The organism is Pseudoalteromonas amylolytica (assembly GCF_001854605.1).
Taxonomy (GTDB): Bacteria; Pseudomonadota; Gammaproteobacteria; order Enterobacterales; family Alteromonadaceae; genus Pseudoalteromonas; species Pseudoalteromonas amylolytica.
This window is the reverse complement of record NZ_MKJU01000006.1, coordinates 207,450-225,122: the sequence shown is the minus strand read 5'-3', so window position 1 is coordinate 225,122 and position 17,673 is coordinate 207,450. Positions and strand designations below refer to the sequence as shown.

Sequence of the window (17,673 nt, the reverse complement as noted above, 5' to 3'; positions counted from 1 at the left end):
TGACAAGGTTTTACTTCGCTTCCATAAGCAAAATTAGCGATTACGACAAAATCGCGTGGTAATTAAAATACGACAAAATCGCTTGGTGTTAATAAACTGAGAAGAGTTTAGCTCAAATCTAAACTGACAGTACCGGTTGAAAAACGGGTAACTGTCAGATCAAGTCTGAGCTAGTACAACTACTGTTACTATTTAATTATGATAGGCGCGCTGTATAACTCAGAAATCGCTTCGCCAAATTCATCCACCTCAGATTCATTTTTGACCACTTTTGTTGTGATTAGCATCATCAACTCTGTTCTTTGCATCGAGTCTTCTTTGGCTTTAAATAAATTCCCCAATACTGGCAGTTCACTTAACCCAGGAACCCCTTGGACGAAGTCACTCTTCTTCTCTTGGATAAGGCCACCCAAGGCAACCGTTTGCCCATCACCAGAGAGCACCTCAGTCGTAATTGAGCGGTTGGTAATGGTTGGAGACGAGACGCCCAATTTATTTGGTTTACCATCACTCACTGACATTGACACTGAGAGTGTTACAACACCTTGTGAGTTGATAATCGGTGTGATCGATACATTTACACCCGTAGAACGATACTGTATTGAGTTTGACACCGAGTTGTTGTTTCCAATGTTCTCAACCGTCTGTGTGATGATAGGGATCTGATCGCCAGAGCTTAACGTCGCCGATTCCCCATCTCTAACAATGAAATACGGTCGTGATAATACTCGCGCATCTCCAATTGCATCATTCCAGTTAAATTCTGCTTTCCAATCACCTGAAATAACTTGGCCAAATAACGCACCTGTAGCTGCATCTAGGGTTAATGAATCACTGCCCGTTGCACCTGTTTGGTTGTACAGCCACTTGATGCCCGAAGACATTTCATCCGTCAGAGTGATTTCTAAAATAGTTACATCTAAGATCACCTGACCTGGCAGTACATCCATTTTCTTCAACAATGACTCAATTAAGCGATATTCATCTTTATCTGTATAGAAAATCAATGCATTTTGTTGCTTGTCTAAACTAAACTGTACATTTGAGCTTTTAGCACTTGTTGACTTTTTCTCGGCACCATCTGAACTACTACCACCTTGAGAGCGCCCTTGCAGCAACACTGAGAGTGCTTCTCGCATATCATCTGCTTTTGCATATTTAGGTTTGTAGATAAAGTACTGTCTTTCATCTCCCGCTAAAGGCACATCGATTTTTCTTGCCCAAAAACCTATTCTTTCAATAGTTTCTTGGTTAGTTGCATAAGCTACAAACGAATTGATGCGTGGCAAAGGAACAAAAGAAACATCACCCTGCTTTGAGATTTCTAAACCATCTTCTTGTAATAACTTGTCGATTTGCTCTATGCCTTCTACTGGCGAAATATGCGCAAATTCAAATAAACGGATCTCTCTGCCAAATGCTCTTGGTACATCCAACATATTGATAATTTTAATTGCACGAGCGATTTCGGCTCTCTCACCCTCAAGCACAATTAGCTTTTGCATCGAGTTAATTGTTACTTTCGCGGTAGAAAGCTTGCTTAAAATACTTGAGACGTTTCTGCTGCTACTATAGATATAAGGCACAATATGGGTAATTGAACCAGCGACATCGGGCACGTCTTCTGCCTTATTACCTATTCCTACAGCGATTGAATTCTTTTGAGCTGCTCCAGATGACTTCGACAAGTAGAGGATCTCGTCTTTTCTGTAACTTGTTACACCGCTTTCTTCCAACGCTTTCATCGCTACGCGATAGAACTCGGGACGTGCAATCTCTGAAGAGAGGTTTAAAGTAATGGTATCCTTTGAGGCAGACAGCTGCGGAGACATAACGTAATTGATACCCAATAACTCTTGAAATACTTTATTGGCAAACTCTTTTACTGGCATTTCATCCGCAGAAAATGTGATCGCAGGCCCTTCTAATTTAGGAGCTATTTTCGCCTCTTCCTTCAGACGGGTAATGCCCCCCCAATCTTCAACTTGCACCTCGCGAAAATCTCTGACCGCACTTACCTGCTCTTGCTTTTCAACAGGCGTACTCGCCTGAGACTGCTTTTTACTCAGCAATGATTTTTCTATCTGTAAATCTTTATCTCGTAGACCTGTTTTACTGGCACAGCCTGAAACCAATATTATTGACATAAGCGCCAAGCAAGCTTTCTTCGAAGGCTTTAAAATCATTCTAAACTTCTCCATTAGTCTCAGGTGTCTTGATTGACACTGTTAGAGGCTTGAACATTTTCAACTGAACAGCTTCTGTATTTTTATCATTTGTCGACAGTGTTATGCTGTTCACGTCAATCTTTACTACTTGGTATTGATACAAGGTGTCACCCGCTCGAAGATTCAGTATTTCATTGCTGTTACTTTGGCTCACTTTCACTCTTGCTACCGCAAGATCACCCGACGTGTATATCGCATTTAATGAGAACTTTGCTTCTAAGAATTGAGGAAAATCAACTTCTTTTGCATCCAGAGCAATAAACTCAACACCTAAATTCTTAGATAATGCGGTTATATCAAGCGGCATATCCTGCTTAATAGAAATATCCGCCAGTGCCACTTCTTTGTCATTAACATCTGGGTAGGATGAAATCACTACGTGTGCCATCCAGCACAGTGCGGCGATCACCACACCAAATAAAATTAGAAGGTTTTTCATTTTGTTCTGTACACCCTCACAAATTCAATATTGGCAGTCACTTCTCCGCGCTTCGCACGATGCTGATTAAGAGATACTTGCCTTACACGATTCCCTTGTGAAATATTCTCCAACTCATCCAGTAGATTAAGAATTTTATTATATTCACCCGAAGCACTTATTCTGCCCGTAAACGCAGAGTAATCGTCATTGATCACAACAGCACGTTGTGGCGCTTTATTTTTAACCGTGGCTTCCACTCTCGCAATAGCTGCATCAACCACTTCAAGCCAAAGCAAGGCTGGATCCTGATTTTTCTCCAGTGTTGGTAACTGAGCATAAAGTGCAGTTTGCTCTTTCAATTCAGCCAATTTGCTTTCTATATCTGCATACTGGCTAGCGACATTATTTTGTTTTGCTGCAAATGTACGAGCGTTGAGAATTTCGTTTTTTGAGTGTTCAACCCAATCCAGCCAAGGGAACACAACAAACTCCAGCGACACAAGCAGAGCAATCGCTGCGCCCCCCCACTTTTTTAGTATTTCTTCTCTTGAGTTCACAGCCACTCCACTTCAATTGTAAAGCCTTCTCCGCCCGTTTTCTGTTTCACTACCGGACCTGAGAATTTCGCTTCTTTTATTACATCTGACGCAACAATTTGTTTTAGCAAATCCGTAGCTGATTGATCTGTCACGCCTCGAAGTTCAACTCCTTTAGGGTTCACTGTCACTCTGTCAAAAATGACACCTTGCGAGTTCAAATTAAGACGTGCGAGCCGAGCTAGAACATTCGGGTTCTGCTGCAAAAATGTCTGCAACTGAGTAACAGATGTAACCTCACGATTATACTTTTGGCGCATCTCCAAAGACTCATTAACCAGCACTTGGTTCTGCGTCTTCGCCGACTGTAAATTCATTTGGGTCCAATAAATATAACCAGATAGAGTAGCAACGGTAAATACACCTGTTGCCAGCAAGCCATACATCAATCGAGTTGTTGACAAGCGTTGCTGTGACTTAGTTTTCTCTCTGGTGATTCTTAGCCCAATCAAATCTAGCCAAGGAATCGGGGCCTTTTTGAGATCATGAGAGTCATCACTAGCATAAGACAATGTCAGTGGCCACTGTGTTTGCTCATCGGTATCGTTATAAAGGGGTAACACAAACTGACATGAGTCAGGGATCAGTTCAAAGTTCTCTTTTGGGATAACGAAATAATCGATGCTGAATTGTGCAGCCCCCAAATCCCTAGCGCGCCATAAAAACATCCCCTCGAAAGGTGGCAATTCTTTGCTTTGTGCTTTAACAATATTGAAGACCTCTTTGAGAGATGACTTTGGGTAGTGCCTTGTGGTCGCCCAGAATAAATCTCGATCAATAACACACGCTTCAGCGAGCTTTATTTTTGGCGCATGATTTTGTACTTCCACAAGCTCTTTGTGACGATTCAAAAAGAACTTTTTATGCACCACGTACTCAGATGCGTCGTTTATATTTCGATTAGCCAACATTATGAACTAGTCCACTATTTGCTCATTACTTATAAAATATGGTCGAAAACCAATCCCTCTTTCAAAGATGAACCGCTTTGAGTACATTACTGCTTCGTTGTGAGAAATTTGAATTAAAAGTTTACCACTGGATAGCGGGCTTTCGACGCCTTCAACATTACTTTGTTCCGATACCTTACCCTCAAAACCAAAGGCAGAGTATAAAGATTTAGGTGTAAATTGTCGAACAATATCAGGGTAGCTACCAACCATTAAGAAAGGCTGAATCTGTTCATATAGGCTGTCGTTTTCAAGGATGTACCTGAGTTCCTCGATCATCTGTATATCAGTATTGGCTGGAAGGTAAGTTTGCAGATAGTCCCCTTTTTCGGCGCCCTCAATTCGGCGTAAGCCGTCTGCATCTTGCCAATCATCAACTCGGTCTTGAATCCGGATCACATCGTCCGATGATGCCCCATAGTGTCTGAGTAGTCTTTCAAACGCTTTTTCGTTCATTGGAGATATCGACACTAAACCACTAACATCTTGGACTGTAACGGTTAGCCTATCTCGATGAGTTGGCTCACCGACAAAATTTGTTACCGATGGGTTTTCAGGCTTAATACCATTGTAACTACCATTTGGCCCAAGAATACCAAGTGATGTGGTCATCAGTTCGTTGATGAGTTCTGCTTGTGCGCTATCTACTCTTAGCTTAGCTTGACTATGTTGTTTGATCAGGTTAGCCATTCGAGCTGAATTAGCGCCTTTTTCAGACATATAGATCATGATACTCGCCATCACCGCGGCAATCATTAATACCAGCAACAGTGCTGCGCCTTGATTTTTTGATGGATAGTTACTCACTGGAAACTCCAAACAATGAAGGAGGTACACGCATCAACTTGTATATAAGCTGTTCCTCTTGCTCTTTGGTTTCTTGGCTTACATTTAGCCTGACAAAAATTGGCATAATACGACGCTCTGATGCATCAAAGTTTGCGCTCCAACGCGGCTTAGGTTTTGTTGCAATATTAAAGTAGGGGGAATAATAATTGCTCAGCTCCAGCCAATCTTTCCAAGCATAATATTCAAAGTTAGCTTTGCTAACGCTCATAAAGGTCAGGTGTTGCTCACAGTCGTCACGGTTAAAACGATAGTGCTCTAATGAAACGGAGCCAAAAGGAGCCTCACAGTAGCGTATTTCTTTCCCACTTAGATACAAAGTCGCAATGCTTACAGGTGAAGAGATAAGTATGGGTGAACGATTGACAAAGCTAAAGCTGTTACGAGTACCTACAAAAAAAGGCACGTTCTCTCTCAGTTCCTTGCGGTAACCGTAAGGAGTCGCTGCGCGAATCGCACGGTTTACGAGTTTTACTTTAGAGAGTTGTTCAACATTATGATTCGTCTGCTCTTTGGTAAGCTGCTGCAATGAAAAGCGATAACTCATTACTGCTAGAGCTATGACCATAGAAAAAATCGTCATTGCGATCAAAACTTCAACTAGGGTGAAACCCTTTGCTTTATCATTGTTCACGCCAATACACACTCTTAAACTCTGCTATTTTCTTAGGGCTTGGTGACAACTGAGAAAAGACAGAAGTTGCATATAGAACCATCGTGCCGTTGGCAACTGAGCTTTCTCCATCCGCAGCGAGTTCTGTCATCACAGGTTTTTCCGATAACACCTCTACCTGCCAAAAATAGGTAGAGCCCGCAAATTGATATTCCCCCTCGCGCTGTCGCTCGTATTCGAAGCGATAACTTACCTCATCTTGAATATACTCAAAAACAAAAGCACGTTCAGTTGCTCTGGATAGACGCATTTCATTAAGCAGCATCGCTTTGGATACATAGCTAATAGCACTAATAGAGATAAACAAGATCACTGATGCGATCAATACCTCTATCAGGGTCATGCCCTTTTGATTATTAAAACTGAATGGTTTCACGTTGCTGGCTATTCATATGGACAAAGGTGATACTCTTATCAAGAAAGTAAGTTTTTGATGATACTTCAACAGTTGCCTCTTTCTCAAAACCGATATAAGCAAATGAGATAAGCTTTAAGGGTTTGACACCTTCCACATCTTGCTCATTTTCGCTGTCTTGCTTTGGTGTATTTATAAACTCATCGAAAGCCTTAGGTGCCATCTCTGTGTTTTGAGGTATGTTTTGCTGAGCCGAGATTTTGACTTCTCGCACTTCGATTGAGTTTTCAGCGACTTTAATCTCCAGCCTCTTGCCTGAATACACCGCGTATTGTTTGGCATAATGCAGCAAAGACGTCAGCTGCTGCTTTTCGGAGTAACGTTTTACTTGCTCAAACTGCTTCCACATATTAGGTAGTACTACAGAGCTGGTTAAACCGATTAACACTATCACAATTAAAAGCTCTACGAGTGTAAAGCCAGAATGCTTAGAAGGAGACATCATTCATAGACACTATACTAAGTAGCATGATAATCACAACCGACCCAACAACACCACCCATTATGAGAATGAGTAAAGGTTCTAACAGTGCTGTAAATTTTGTCAGCCAACTTTCAAAACTGTTCCGCGAACGTTTAGCAATCTCGTTAAAAGAGCTTGCAAGACTACCACTTTCCTCACCTACCGTTACAAGTGAAACTGCAACCTCATCATATAGCCCCAAGTGTTTAAGTTCATGGCTAAGCACTCCGCCACTACTGACAACGGTTGCGACTTTGCCTAATTTTGCCTGTAAATTGGGGTTTGCAACGGTCTGCATAGCCAGCTCTAAGCTGTCTGACAAACTCACTCCACTTTCCAACGTCAACTGCAATGCTGTCGAGAATTTAATGCGATCTGAGTGATTGACTATTTGCTTTACGATGGGAAATTTTATAACACTAGCAAATAAAGCGGCCCTTAACGAAGCTTTTTGCAGCGCACTATATAGCCCAACCCCAGCTAACAATATGCTGACCAATAAATGCACTTGATAGTTTTGCACCCAGCTGGACATATCCAACAACAATTGTGTGTACTGTGGTACCGCAGCACCATTGTCAAACATCGATGACATACTAGGAATAACAAAGTTAAAAATAGCCCAAATAGCAGTAAGGCATACAACCAGAATGAACAGCGGGTATGTTGAGGCTTGAATCACTTTACTGCGCAGCGCGCTCTGGAACTCAAGGTTTTGGCTAAGCCTCGCAAAAACTTGTGGTAGATTGCCCGTTGCTTCACCGATTCGTACCATTTCGATATACAAAGTAGAAAAGATATCAGGCCGGCTCGCCAAGGCATCGCTAAGCACCGCCCCTTGCTTAATCTCATTCAATACCAAAGACCAAACTTGTCCTAGAGCTGAGTTTCTGTTTGATTGCGCTAATACTTCCAGGGCTTTATCAACACGCAGACCATTATGCAATAAAGTCGATAACTGACTCGTTGACTGCTCAAGTTCATTTAAGGATACTCTTTTACGTATAGCCCTCGCGCTATCTTGCTTAAGCTCTAGAATTAACAAGTTTCTTGACGTCAGTGCGCTATGCGCTGCAGCTTCATTTTCAGCAGTGATCTCACCCCGTTCAACTTCACCACTGGCATTACAAGCCTTGTATTTAAATACCTGACTCACCCAGCTACCCTCAAGACTTCTTCAATGGTTGTTTGCCCAGTTACCGCCTTCAAAAAGCCATCCTGTTTGAGAGAGCGTAGCTTTTTCTCACGCATCAGTTCATATAGGTTATCTAGCAGGCGCTCATCTTTTGCGAGCTTTTTAACGTCCCCATCACATGGCAGGTACTCTAAAAATGCCACTCGACCAGAATAGCCAGTATTCTCACACTTCTCACAGCCTACAGCTTGATAGAGCGGCGCAATTTCACCTGCGGTCAACTCAGATAACGCGTACTTATTGTATAAATCCCGCGTTTCAAGCTCGCTAAGCGGCTGCTTGCAATGTTCACACAAAGTTCGAGCTAAGCGCTGAGCCATGATTGAGACTAAGCCCGCATTTAGCAGATACTCTTGTATGCCCAAGTCCATTAAACGTGTATATGCCGATGGTGCATCATTGGTATGCACCGTGCTAAACACTAGGTGTCCAGTTAATGCTGATTGCAAAGCGATTTTGGCCGTTTCATTGTCTCGTATTTCACCCACCATGATAACATCAGGGTCTTGACGAACAATGCTGCGCAAACCTGCTGAGAAGTCATAGCCAATTTCAGCGTTCACTTGTACTTGGTTTATGCCTGGTAGCTGATACTCAATCGGGTCTTCTAACGTAACGATTTTAATATCCGGACGATTTATTTGGTTTAAAAAAGAGTAAAGAGAAGTCGTTTTACCCGAGCCGGTTGGCCCTGTCATCAGAATAACACCTGATGTTCTTTTTAAATCCTGATTTATTTTTTCTACTAAGTCTTCAGAATAACCAAGCCTTTTCAAGTCAAACTTAACTGCGTTTTTAATGAGAAAACGCATAACAACACTTTCGCCCATACCAAGAGGCAGTGTTGAGCATCGAATATCCAAGTCCGTAGTACCGGCTTTCATCTCGATTTTGCCATCTTGAGGTCGCCTCTTCTCAGCGATGTCCATTCCCGACAAAATTTTAATTCTTGAAATAACAGCCAACTGTAAGTTATGAGGTATTGGGTCCGCCTCTTTTAATATACCGTCTATTCGATATCTAGCGCGATATTTGCCATTGACAGGCTCAATATGTAAGTCGGATGCACCCAGCTTAACCCCTTTATTTATAAGGCTATTAACCAAGTTAACCGTCGGAGCCCCAAGCGCAAGCTCTTTAAGCGCACTGAGATTATCCGTGGAAATGGGCACATCTGGTACATCGCTAAGTAGCGCTCTACATTGTTCGCCTAGTAATTCCAGTTCTTTGGCAGAAACTGCAAAGAATCTTTTGTTTTGTGGAATAAAACGCAAGTAATCGAGCGCTTCTTTACCATGAGGGTTTGAGAAAGCGATATCAATTTGTGTACTATCAATAAACACAGGCACCATGTTATGGGCTAACAACAACTCAACATTGGTTGATTTTAAGTGCTCAATAAACTCTTTAGATGTATCTAGCCCTTGCTCCCACGTACCGCAGTTTAAAAGCTGACAATACATATCTCGCAGCTGGTCCTCATCAATCCAACCTGAATTTAACAAAATCAGTTCTAAGTTGGATTGCTCGTCTTTTTCAAAATCAGCTAGTTGCTGCAATCTGTCATGGTTTAATATTTGCTTTTGTGCAATATATGCATGAACTTTAGAGTTCCACGTCTGCATCTTCACCTTCACCGCCAGGTTTACCATCTCTCCCCAAGCTCTTTAGCTCAAATTTCTCTGTGCCATCTTCACTAATGGCTTTGTAGCTATACGGGTTGCCCCACGGGTCGTTCGGAATTTGTTTAGGAAAATACGGACCGTCCCACATTTGGTGGTTGCTTTGTAGTAATTCATTCAGCTCTTTTGGATAGTAGCCTATGTCTAATCGGTACGAGTCCAAAGCGGTGGATAATACTTGCATTTGCGCTTTGGCTGTCCCTTCTCTAGCTGTGCTGACTTTACTGAACATACGAGGCGCCACAACTGAAGCCAGTAGGCCAAGTATTACCATTACAATTAATAACTCTACAAGCGTAAAGCCCTTATTAGTTCTTAACTTCTTCATGTGAAAGCTCATAATAATGCGATATTGTTAAAATTGAAATTTACTGTCCGCCTAGGACTACAAAGACTAGCGTAAGTTCAGGTAAAACTTATATCCTAGGTACAAAAATTAGTAAGCGATAATACTGCCAAGCTGAATGTATTCCAAGTGCAGTATTAATACCGTTGCAATCTAACATACAACGGTATTATTTTGAACTATTGGCGTGTTACTTAAGTGCCTTAATCGCAGCACCTAATTTCTCCAAACTACCGCCCACTATAACTTGATAGTCAACTAGCATTCCATCTTTTTGTCTGCCTACGACAAACGAAGGCGTACCACCAATCCCCAATAGCTGAGCATCTGAAATTGAGCGGCCAACGGCTTCATGAACTGATGTATCTGCTAAGCAAGTTGTGAGTTTTTGCTCATCTAAGTTAAACTCCTGCGCAACTTCAGCAGTCGTTTCTTGAGTGATTGAATTGCCTATCTCAAACAACTTATCTTTGACTTGCTCATACTGCCCTTGTTGATTTGTACAACGCAAAAATACCGCTGCATAACCTGCTTTTGGGTGTAACTTGCTCAAAGGTAATTCTCTAGCCAATACTGCAGCTTCACCTGTATCCACATATTGCTTTTTGAATTCAGGCCAAATTTCTTGCTGAAATTTTTTGCAAAATGGACAGTGAAGATCTGTATATTCGATCACGACAACGTCATTTGACTTATCACCTATCCATTTTCCCTCTTGTGATAGAGGAAGGGTTTCAGGTTTAACTAACTCCGCCAAACCCACCCTCACTGCGACCTGTTGCTGAACACTCTTAAGTTGTTCAACCTCAGCTCTTAATGCATCCAATTCTGCCTGCTGAGTCGTGTTACACCCAGCCAACACCGATGATAAAGCAATTGGCAGTATCCAGTTTTTCATTAAAGGTCCTCAATTTAAAGAGATAAAAAAACCCTCGCAAAGCGAGGGTTTTCAAACTTAAAAGTTAGTAATTAAGTAATAATTACTGTGACCAGTCGTTTTGGTCAAGAACTGGCATTACGCGGTCAGAACGGCCAACAACTTTCTGTACAGAAACGCCGTGTACTGAGTTCTTAGGCGCAGTAACAGTGAATGTTACTGAGTGACGGTTCGGGCTGAAAGAACCGTTTGAACCTAGGTCACCGTAACCACCGTCAGCACCTTCATATTGCTTCTGGCTAACAGCTTCTGAGATAAGTGTAGGTACGAAGTAAACTACTGAAGACTTAGCAGGAACTGAACCAAGCTCTACAGCCATTACTTTACGAGTACCGTCGTTACCATCAGCTGATTCACTGAATACGTCAACTGTTACTTCTGCAGACTCATCGTGCTCGTTAGTGATACGTACGAAGTTACCTTCGCTGTTAACTACGTAAGGAACTTTAAGAACCGCACCGTTAACACCTACTTCGTGAGTAACTTTGTTATCTGCACAGTGATCAAGCTCACCAGCTGTACCGAAGTCAAGCGTGTAGTGAGTAGTCACGTTGTAGTTGAAGTTCATGATGCCGTCAGTTGGGTTGTTTTCAACAACGTAGAACATTTCGTTGTAATCAGCGCCAAGTAATGGAGCAGCTGTTTGAGGGTTAGTTTCAACGTCACCTGCACCATCTGATTCAGTGAACAGAGTTACCGCTTCTGTGTTGTACACAGTTGCTGTGCCTTGAGTCAAACCGAATGCACCTGGAGTTGTACCTGTTTGAACTTCTACAGCTGTGTCAAGAACACCAGTTGCTGCTGTACGGCCGTTGTATAGACGCATTTTAACGTTTGCACCTGGCTCAGAAGACGCTACAAATGCAGTTTCAACGTGATCATCAGCATCTAAAGTGATTGCTTGATCAAGAAGTGATGCACGGTTGTAGTAACCAGTTTTGTAGATAGCTTGTGAGCTAGTCGCGATTAAACGGTCAGTTGCATCTGCATTGTATACAAACTGAGTACGCGCTACGATTGCAGTGCCTTCAGAGTTTGAGCTCTCAGCGTTAACTTGAACTTCAGCAGTAGTACCAGCATATAGCGGGTAGAACTGTGGAGAGATATCAGCAACTTTCTGAGCGTTAGAAACCGCACCTTGGATGTTATAACCAGTACCACCATCTGTTACCGCAGAAGTAGCTGCGATAGTTACAGATTGAGACGCTTGGCTTGTAGAAGTACAAGTCGTGTTAGCAATCTTGATACCAACAGGGTCAATAGCTGTAGAGTCAGCACCAGTCGATACGCGAGAGAACGCTAGACGCGTACCAGCACCGATTGTGATACCAGCTTTAGTTAGGAACGTGATAGTTGAAGCACCATCAACTGTACCATCTGAAGAAGCAACCGCTTCGAAGTCAGTACCTGCGCCAGCACCATCTGTATCTTTAACTAGGTGGATCTGGTTAGAGTTACCAGCAAAAGTAGCACCTGTTAAAGCGATAGTGATTTTAGTACCACCAGGGATATCAGTCGTTGGGATGTAAACGATGTGTTGGTCAGTGTTAGTACCGTCAACCGCATCGAAATCAACTGTTAGGTCACCAGTTAACTCGTAAGCGATACCAGCTTCGTTAGTAGCTTCTAAGTTGTCTGCTGCTGCGCCTGTACGGCTAGCTTCAGCAACACACGCTGCGCCAGTGTAGATAGTGTCAAAAGCAGTAACGGCTAGAGCGTCAGCGCCTTTGTAAACTTCGAAACAAGCTTCAGTACCTGCATATGCATTACCTGCTAATACAGCGGCAACTGCAGCAGGGATTAAAGCGACTTTATTAAAACGCTTCATTTTTATCTCCATGTATCCGGTGGACACTTTATGTTTTCAGTTAAAATTTACACACTCTGAATACCAGAGTAAGCAAAACGTTAAATAATTTAAAGGGCCCGACCGACACTGCAATAACATGTAGCATCAAATCTAGGCTCCCACATTATGATAAGAACTACTATTTAATTCAAGTCCCATCATAAATTAAAATTTCTACAAAGTTAATAATTTATCAGAATAATTTAAAATTCTATCCTGTCTGAATGCCTTTTGTACATTTATTAAACACTACAATGCATTCAACGCTGCAACCGCTACACCCATCTGATAGATGATCTGGGTTGCCTTGCTCCATAGGGTTAGATTATCAATATGTTCGTAATCCAAAGGTACCACTATTGTATCACCCGGTTGGATCTGGTTTTCGGCAGAAACCGCAAACCAAGAGCTTCCAGATGTTTTTTCAACCATACCATTGGCTTTTATAATGTAAATACTATCTCCGTCAGCTTTTTGTTTTAATCCACCACTGCTATTTAAATAGTCTTCCAAGGTCATTGCTGGGTCGTATTGCATTGAAGTAGATACATTTACTTCCCCAACTACGGATACTGTATCCACTTTTCTAGGGATAAACAATGTATCTCCATTTCTCAACAAGATAACTTGCTCATTTTCTATTACCTTAGGCAAGTCAATAACCATTCGCCCAAGCGCTTCTTGCTGCGAAATATCGTTGATTAAGTTATCCATATCTTCATAAGAAAGATTCGCGCTACTAACAGACTTTTGGAAACTTGAAGATGCTAAGTCCGCGCGTAACGTTTTAGACAGATCTTTTAACAACTCTTGCTCTTGTTCGCGTAGATATTCTCTAGTAAAAACCGCTCCGCCCTCAAAAGCGTAGTCTGTCAATCCGCCGGCTCGTTCAATTACATCGTTTAGTGTCTCTCCAGCAGAAAGCGTATAGCTGCCAGGAAACCTTACTTCTCCAACAATGTTTATCTTTGAAGAATCTTGCCACTTCGGCTTTGAAAATACAGAAATAACGTCTTTGCTGTTAACTTTAAAGTTACCAGTCAATTTCTTAAGATTCAATTCAATATGACGAATGCCCTCAACGCCATCTTCATACGCCAGACGCGAAACTTCGATTTTTTCAGGGTAAGCCGACTCTTTAAGCCCCCCTGCAGCCTCAAGTAAGCCAGGAATATTGGCGTTAACAGGCAAAGGGTATAGTCCTGGATAACGCACCTCACCGTTTACACTCACAACTGGCGCAGCTCCGTCTGGTGAGCCTTGTCTGTTAAGCTCTCGGATAATGGGGCGCAGTAATCGCTGTCTACTATATAAGGAATAGTTATTTTCAGACACTTCCTGTGACTTACCTTGCAAAATTTCTCTTGTTGTTAACGGTTGAGACTTTTCTGTACTTGTCGATGAAAGCAAACTCTCTCTACCGATAGATTCAAAGAACTGTTCACGCTTATACTCCTCGAGAAGCCTATCCTTCTCCATTTTAAGTACTTCGTCGGCAACATATGCAAAACGCTTTAGTTCATTAACTTCTTCTATCGCACTCTCAAAGCGGCTAAAAAAGACGACTTGGTCTCCAGAAAGCAACTCAAGATCAGACGTTCCTGTGACGATACTCTTTGGTGAAAACTGAAGCACAAATTTGTCAGAGTCTTCCTGTTCTTCCCTGATTATTAAAGCGTAGTCTTTATCGGTAATCGGCAACAAGTCGCTTTTCAAAGACGCTAAAATATCAGACAGTTTAAGACCTACACGCCACTGTCTAGGCCCTGGATGCGTTACTGCACCGATCAGTGTGACCGCCTTTTCCAGCTCACTTGAGATGGTCGGGATTTTTATCTCATCACCATCATGTAACTGCGCATCACCACTGCGGCTTAAATCAACCGACAGCACTGTTTTTCTGTTCTGTTGAGTGTATCTAAGTATTGTAATGTTTTGCTTTGAACCACCGGCTGCAACCCCTCCGCCGATTTTTAGCAGGTCTTGCAAATGCTCACCGTTTTTCAGCTCATAAATTGCGGGCCGATTTACAGCCCCATCAACTATCACTCGTTTCTCAATTGACGGTACAAAAACCACATCGCCATTGCGTAAGATTGTGTCTGAAGAGTTATCACCTGATAAAAGCAAGTCGTATAAGTCTAGATTCGATACAGGCTTCCCTTTACGCTTTTGCTGGATACTTCTCAAAGAACCTAACTCAGTAATACCGTCGGCATGATTGAGCGCTTGGGTAATATTAGTCAATGCAGGAAGCGTATAAATACCAGGCTTTTTAACCTCACCAGCAATCGTGACTCTAATTGGCTGTAATTCACCCGTAGTGACAATCGCTTCACCACCAATGACCTCTTTCTTCACTTTGGATAGGATCAGGGACTTCACTTCATTTAAAGTTAATCCCAACACATTTACTGGTGATAAACCTGGGATCAGTAACTGCCCTTCACCATTTACTTGAACTTCATGTGTGATGTCTAGTTTGCCATAGAAACTAACTATCAAATAATCACCAATATTCATTGGATAATCACCCGGCGCAGCTTGCGTCGCCAAGTTCACTCCTTGCTCGACATTTTTCTTTTCAAACAAGTCGTAGCCAAATAACTTGAGTTCTTCTTCCTCTTCTTTTTCTTCCTCTGGCAGTCGCTCTTGATTTGGGTCACCCAAAGTATCCTCTTCCAACTCTTCTAAAGGATTATTTTTCTTCTTTGGTAAGCGATTGGAATTTAAATCATCTACACTGACCCCGTACTGTTCAGCCAATTCTCTTTTTTCACTGGCAGAAAGGCTTTTAATGTGAGCTAGTTGCTTTGGAGAAAGTTGTATAGCGATGGATTTGCTCATAAAGAATACTGAGCAAAAGACCAAAAATCCAATGAGTCGAAGTCCCATATAAGTTATTTTCCAGAAAATAAATCAAAATTGGCGGCAATTCTACACTAATTAAAAACATTAAAAAATGCACGACATTGAATCAAAGACTAGAAAGTGATGAATTACACACTAAGAGGAATAATAGTAGGACTTCAACAAACGATGAAGTCCTACTGAGAACGTTAGAAACTATAAACCAAGGTCAATGAAGTCTCTGTGTCTGTGTTGTCTTTCTCTGGAGCAACATCAGAGTTATGGATGACGTTGTAGGCAACTTTCATCTGTAAAGAACCATTAATTTTGGTCATCAATGCAGACTCTGCGGTCGTCTTTGTGTTACTTTCACCATATTCAATGGCTACCAGCTGAGTAAAACGTGCGTTCTTAGAAATCTGCCAGTTAAAGTCTAGTTTACCCACGCCAATCAGCTCACTTTCAGATTCACCAGCCAGCGGGTTACCATTGTCGTCCAACTCTGTACTATCTTGATGATGCTCAAAGCGCTTTATACCAGGACCAACTTCTGCGTTTAAATACATGTCATCAGTACTAAATAGCCTTTGACCATAACCCACAGACACCACCGTTTCATTTCGATATGCACCAAAATAATCCGATACGTAAGAGCCATAGATAAACAAGTGGCTATGATCTTCTTGAAGCTTATAGTTACCTTGTGTCGATAGAGAATACTTTTCATTGGTACGCTCTGTAACGCGCTCACCTTGGTCGTTCTCGATCTCATCTTCTTTATAGATACCACTGACTTTATACTCATTGTGCCAGCTTTCTAAGTTGTGCTTTGCTTTTAGAGCGCCCTTTAAAGTGGTCGTTTTAGTATTACCACTGGTTATTATGGCACCCACCTCGCTGGTAACATCCCAAGTCTTTTTTACATCTGTATCGTTTGCATACGCATTATTTACTGTGGCTGCAATCACACACAGAGATAAAACTTTTAATTTCATTTCGTTTTAACCTTTCGAAAATTAGTCTTTATGAAGATGTACATCCATTTGTGGGAATGGAATCGTGATATTCGCTTCGTCTAAAGCTATCTTAATATTCTCGACCAACTCAAAGTAAGTCGGCCAATAGTCAGGGGTTTTTACCCAAGGGCGTACCACAAAGTTCACGCTAGAATCAGCCAGCTCCAATACCGCAACCGTGTAAGCTGGGTCTTTTAAAATACGCTCTTCTTTATCCAATACTGATTTTAACACTTGCTTTGCTTGTCGTAGATCTGCATCGTAACCAACGCCTATTACTAAATCAATACGACGTGTTTTTTCTCTTGAAAAGTTAACGATTGCACCCGACATGATGGCAGAGTTTGGCATGATGATGACTTTATTATCTGGAGTCTTCAACTCTGTAGAGAAAATTTCTATCTTTTGAACACTACCCGCTTTGCCACCTGCCTCGATGTAATCACCTGCTTTGAACGGTCGCAAAATAATAATTAACACGCCCGATGCGAAATTTGAAAGGGAACCTTGTAGCGCTAAACCTATCGCAAGACCTGCTGCACCTAAAATAGCGATGAAGGACGTGGTTTCAACACCAACTTGTGATAATGCCATCAGGACTGTTGCAGCAAAAACGACGGCAAAAACAATATTCGCGACAAAACCACCAACCGCTTTGTCTATTTTTCTCTTTTCAAAAGCTTTGACAGTTAAAGAGTCACACATTTTTGCGACCTTCAAACCTACAAATAAAATGATTAAGGCTATAACGGCCTGTATCGAGAAATGAAGTAACATATCTGAGTTTTCATTTAGCCACTTAATAGCTACATCCATAAGGCCTCCTAGGCATGAGTTTTGATTTTGTGCGGATCATACATAGATTATATGAATATTGTCTGTATGTAAGGATTTTTTTATTTGTATTTTTTTTCTAAAAAATTACATTTTTCTCTTTGCAAGTGCCAGATATTTATGTATTATGCGCGCCACACCAAACGAGGTGTTCAATTCTTTTGTGGCGGCTGTAGCTCAGTTGGTAGAGCCCTGGATTGTGATTCCGGTTGTCGTGGGTTCAAGTCCCATCAGTCGCCCCACTTTTCTCTTTGTATCAATTCGATACTGAATAAACATTGTTTTTCTATCCCTGAATCAACTGCCTGCGCAACTCTCAGTTATTTAATTTTTCCATTGATGTTCGTTCATGCTCGAATTTTAAGCAAAAAA

Annotated in this window: 16 protein-coding genes and 1 tRNA gene; 1 reads left to right on the top strand and 16 read right to left on the bottom strand. The window is 41.8% G+C overall.

Features of this window, described 5'->3' with window-relative positions; genetic code table 11:
- Positions 1-188: 188 nt before the first annotated feature.
- The 16 genes from BET10_RS02485 to BET10_RS02410 all read right to left on the bottom strand — a co-directional run bounded on the left by BET10_RS02485 (position 189) and on the right by BET10_RS02410 (position 17,283).
- The gene (locus BET10_RS02485) at positions 189-2,147 is read right to left on the bottom strand and encodes a secretin N-terminal domain-containing protein (protein WP_170829095.1); all 1,959 of its coding nucleotides are present in this window, start codon (positions 2,145-2,147) and stop codon (positions 189-191) included.
- Positions 2,148-2,187: 40 nt separating this feature from the next.
- The gene (locus tag BET10_RS02480) at positions 2,188-2,667 is read right to left on the bottom strand and encodes a hypothetical protein (RefSeq protein WP_070983239.1); all 480 of its coding nucleotides are present in this window, start codon (positions 2,665-2,667) and stop codon (positions 2,188-2,190) included.
- Positions 2,664-3,206, bottom strand: a complete 543-nt coding sequence (locus tag BET10_RS02475; protein ID WP_070983238.1) for a hypothetical protein — start codon at positions 3,204-3,206, stop codon at positions 2,664-2,666. The genes BET10_RS02480 and BET10_RS02475 overlap by 4 nt, the downstream gene beginning before the upstream one ends.
- On the bottom strand, positions 3,203-4,156 hold the full coding sequence (locus BET10_RS02470; RefSeq protein WP_070983237.1) for a hypothetical protein: 954 nt from the start codon (positions 4,154-4,156) through the stop codon (positions 3,203-3,205). Before BET10_RS02470 ends, BET10_RS02475 begins: the two co-directional genes overlap by 4 nt.
- Positions 4,157-4,162: 6 nt before the next feature.
- Positions 4,163-5,002, bottom strand: a complete 840-nt coding sequence (locus BET10_RS02465) for a type II secretion system minor pseudopilin (RefSeq protein WP_070983236.1) — start codon at positions 5,000-5,002, stop codon at positions 4,163-4,165.
- Positions 4,995-5,675, bottom strand: coding sequence for a PulJ/GspJ family protein (locus tag BET10_RS02460; RefSeq protein ID WP_070983235.1), 681 nt, complete (start codon positions 5,673-5,675; stop codon positions 4,995-4,997). Before BET10_RS02460 ends, BET10_RS02465 begins: the two co-directional genes overlap by 8 nt.
- Positions 5,665-6,090, bottom strand: coding sequence for a PilW family protein (locus BET10_RS02455; protein WP_070983234.1), 426 nt, complete (start codon positions 6,088-6,090; stop codon positions 5,665-5,667). The genes BET10_RS02460 and BET10_RS02455 overlap by 11 nt, the downstream gene beginning before the upstream one ends.
- On the bottom strand, positions 6,071-6,574 hold the full coding sequence (locus BET10_RS02450) for a pilus assembly FimT family protein (RefSeq protein WP_070983233.1): 504 nt from the start codon (positions 6,572-6,574) through the stop codon (positions 6,071-6,073). Before BET10_RS02450 ends, BET10_RS02455 begins: the two co-directional genes overlap by 20 nt.
- Entirely contained in the window at positions 6,558-7,748 is a 1,191-nt protein-coding gene (locus BET10_RS02445; protein ID WP_070983232.1) for a type II secretion system F family protein, read from the bottom strand. Before BET10_RS02445 ends, BET10_RS02450 begins: the two co-directional genes overlap by 17 nt.
- On the bottom strand, positions 7,745-9,412 hold the full coding sequence (locus BET10_RS02440; protein ID WP_070983231.1) for a GspE/PulE family protein: 1,668 nt from the start codon (positions 9,410-9,412) through the stop codon (positions 7,745-7,747). Before BET10_RS02440 ends, BET10_RS02445 begins: the two co-directional genes overlap by 4 nt.
- The gene (gspG, locus tag BET10_RS02435; RefSeq protein WP_070983230.1) at positions 9,393-9,797 is read right to left on the bottom strand and encodes a type II secretion system major pseudopilin GspG; all 405 of its coding nucleotides are present in this window, start codon (positions 9,795-9,797) and stop codon (positions 9,393-9,395) included. Before gspG ends, BET10_RS02440 begins: the two co-directional genes overlap by 20 nt.
- A 208-nt stretch (positions 9,798-10,005) precedes the next feature.
- Positions 10,006-10,713: a DsbA family protein gene (locus tag BET10_RS02430; RefSeq protein ID WP_070983229.1), complete on the bottom strand. Its 708-nt coding sequence runs from the start codon at positions 10,711-10,713 to the stop codon at positions 10,006-10,008.
- Positions 10,714-10,795: 82 nt separating this feature from the next.
- Positions 10,796-12,580 (bottom strand): hypothetical protein, encoded by a 1,785-nt coding sequence (locus tag BET10_RS02425; protein WP_070983228.1) that lies wholly within the window; start codon positions 12,578-12,580, stop codon positions 10,796-10,798.
- 270 nt (positions 12,581-12,850) lie between these two features.
- On the bottom strand, positions 12,851-15,448 hold the full coding sequence (locus BET10_RS02420) for an SLBB domain-containing protein (RefSeq protein WP_170829094.1): 2,598 nt from the start codon (positions 15,446-15,448) through the stop codon (positions 12,851-12,853).
- 212 nt (positions 15,449-15,660) lie between these two features.
- Positions 15,661-16,446, bottom strand: coding sequence for a DUF481 domain-containing protein (locus BET10_RS02415; protein WP_070983226.1), 786 nt, complete (start codon positions 16,444-16,446; stop codon positions 15,661-15,663).
- 21 nt (positions 16,447-16,467) lie between these two features.
- Positions 16,468-17,283 (bottom strand): mechanosensitive ion channel family protein, encoded by an 816-nt coding sequence (locus BET10_RS02410; protein ID WP_070983225.1) that lies wholly within the window; start codon positions 17,281-17,283, stop codon positions 16,468-16,470.
- A gap of 184 nt (positions 17,284-17,467) precedes the next feature.
- Here BET10_RS02410 and BET10_RS02405 point away from each other — a divergent pair.
- Positions 17,468-17,543 (top strand) — tRNA-His (locus BET10_RS02405).
- The last annotated feature ends 130 nt before the right edge of the window (positions 17,544-17,673 follow it).

Excerpts from the sequence above, each read along its gene's own strand:
- BET10_RS02485 (WP_170829095.1), bottom strand. The coding sequence starts at position 2,147 with ATGTCAATAATATTGGTTTCAGGCTGTGCCAGTAAAACAGGTCTACGA.
- BET10_RS02480 (WP_070983239.1), bottom strand. The coding sequence starts at position 2,667 with ATGAAAAACCTTCTAATTTTATTTGGTGTGGTGATCGCCGCACTGTGC.
- BET10_RS02470 (WP_070983237.1), bottom strand. The coding sequence starts at position 4,156 with ATGTTGGCTAATCGAAATATAAACGACGCATCTGAGTACGTGGTGCAT.
- BET10_RS02450 (WP_070983233.1), bottom strand. The coding sequence starts at position 6,574 with ATGATGTCTCCTTCTAAGCATTCTGGCTTTACACTCGTAGAGCTTTTA.
- BET10_RS02440 (WP_070983231.1), bottom strand. The coding sequence starts at position 9,412 with ATGCAGACGTGGAACTCTAAAGTTCATGCATATATTGCACAAAAGCAA.
- gspG (WP_070983230.1), bottom strand. The coding sequence starts at position 9,797 with ATGAAGAAGTTAAGAACTAATAAGGGCTTTACGCTTGTAGAGTTATTA.
- BET10_RS02430 (WP_070983229.1), bottom strand. The coding sequence starts at position 10,713 with ATGAAAAACTGGATACTGCCAATTGCTTTATCATCGGTGTTGGCTGGG.
- BET10_RS02425 (WP_070983228.1), bottom strand. The coding sequence starts at position 12,580 with ATGAAGCGTTTTAATAAAGTCGCTTTAATCCCTGCTGCAGTTGCCGCT.
- BET10_RS02420 (WP_170829094.1), bottom strand. The coding sequence starts at position 15,448 with ATGAGCAAATCCATCGCTATACAACTTTCTCCAAAGCAACTAGCTCAC.
- BET10_RS02415 (WP_070983226.1), bottom strand. The coding sequence starts at position 16,446 with ATGAAATTAAAAGTTTTATCTCTGTGTGTGATTGCAGCCACAGTAAAT.
- BET10_RS02410 (WP_070983225.1), bottom strand. The coding sequence starts at position 17,283 with ATGGATGTAGCTATTAAGTGGCTAAATGAAAACTCAGATATGTTACTT.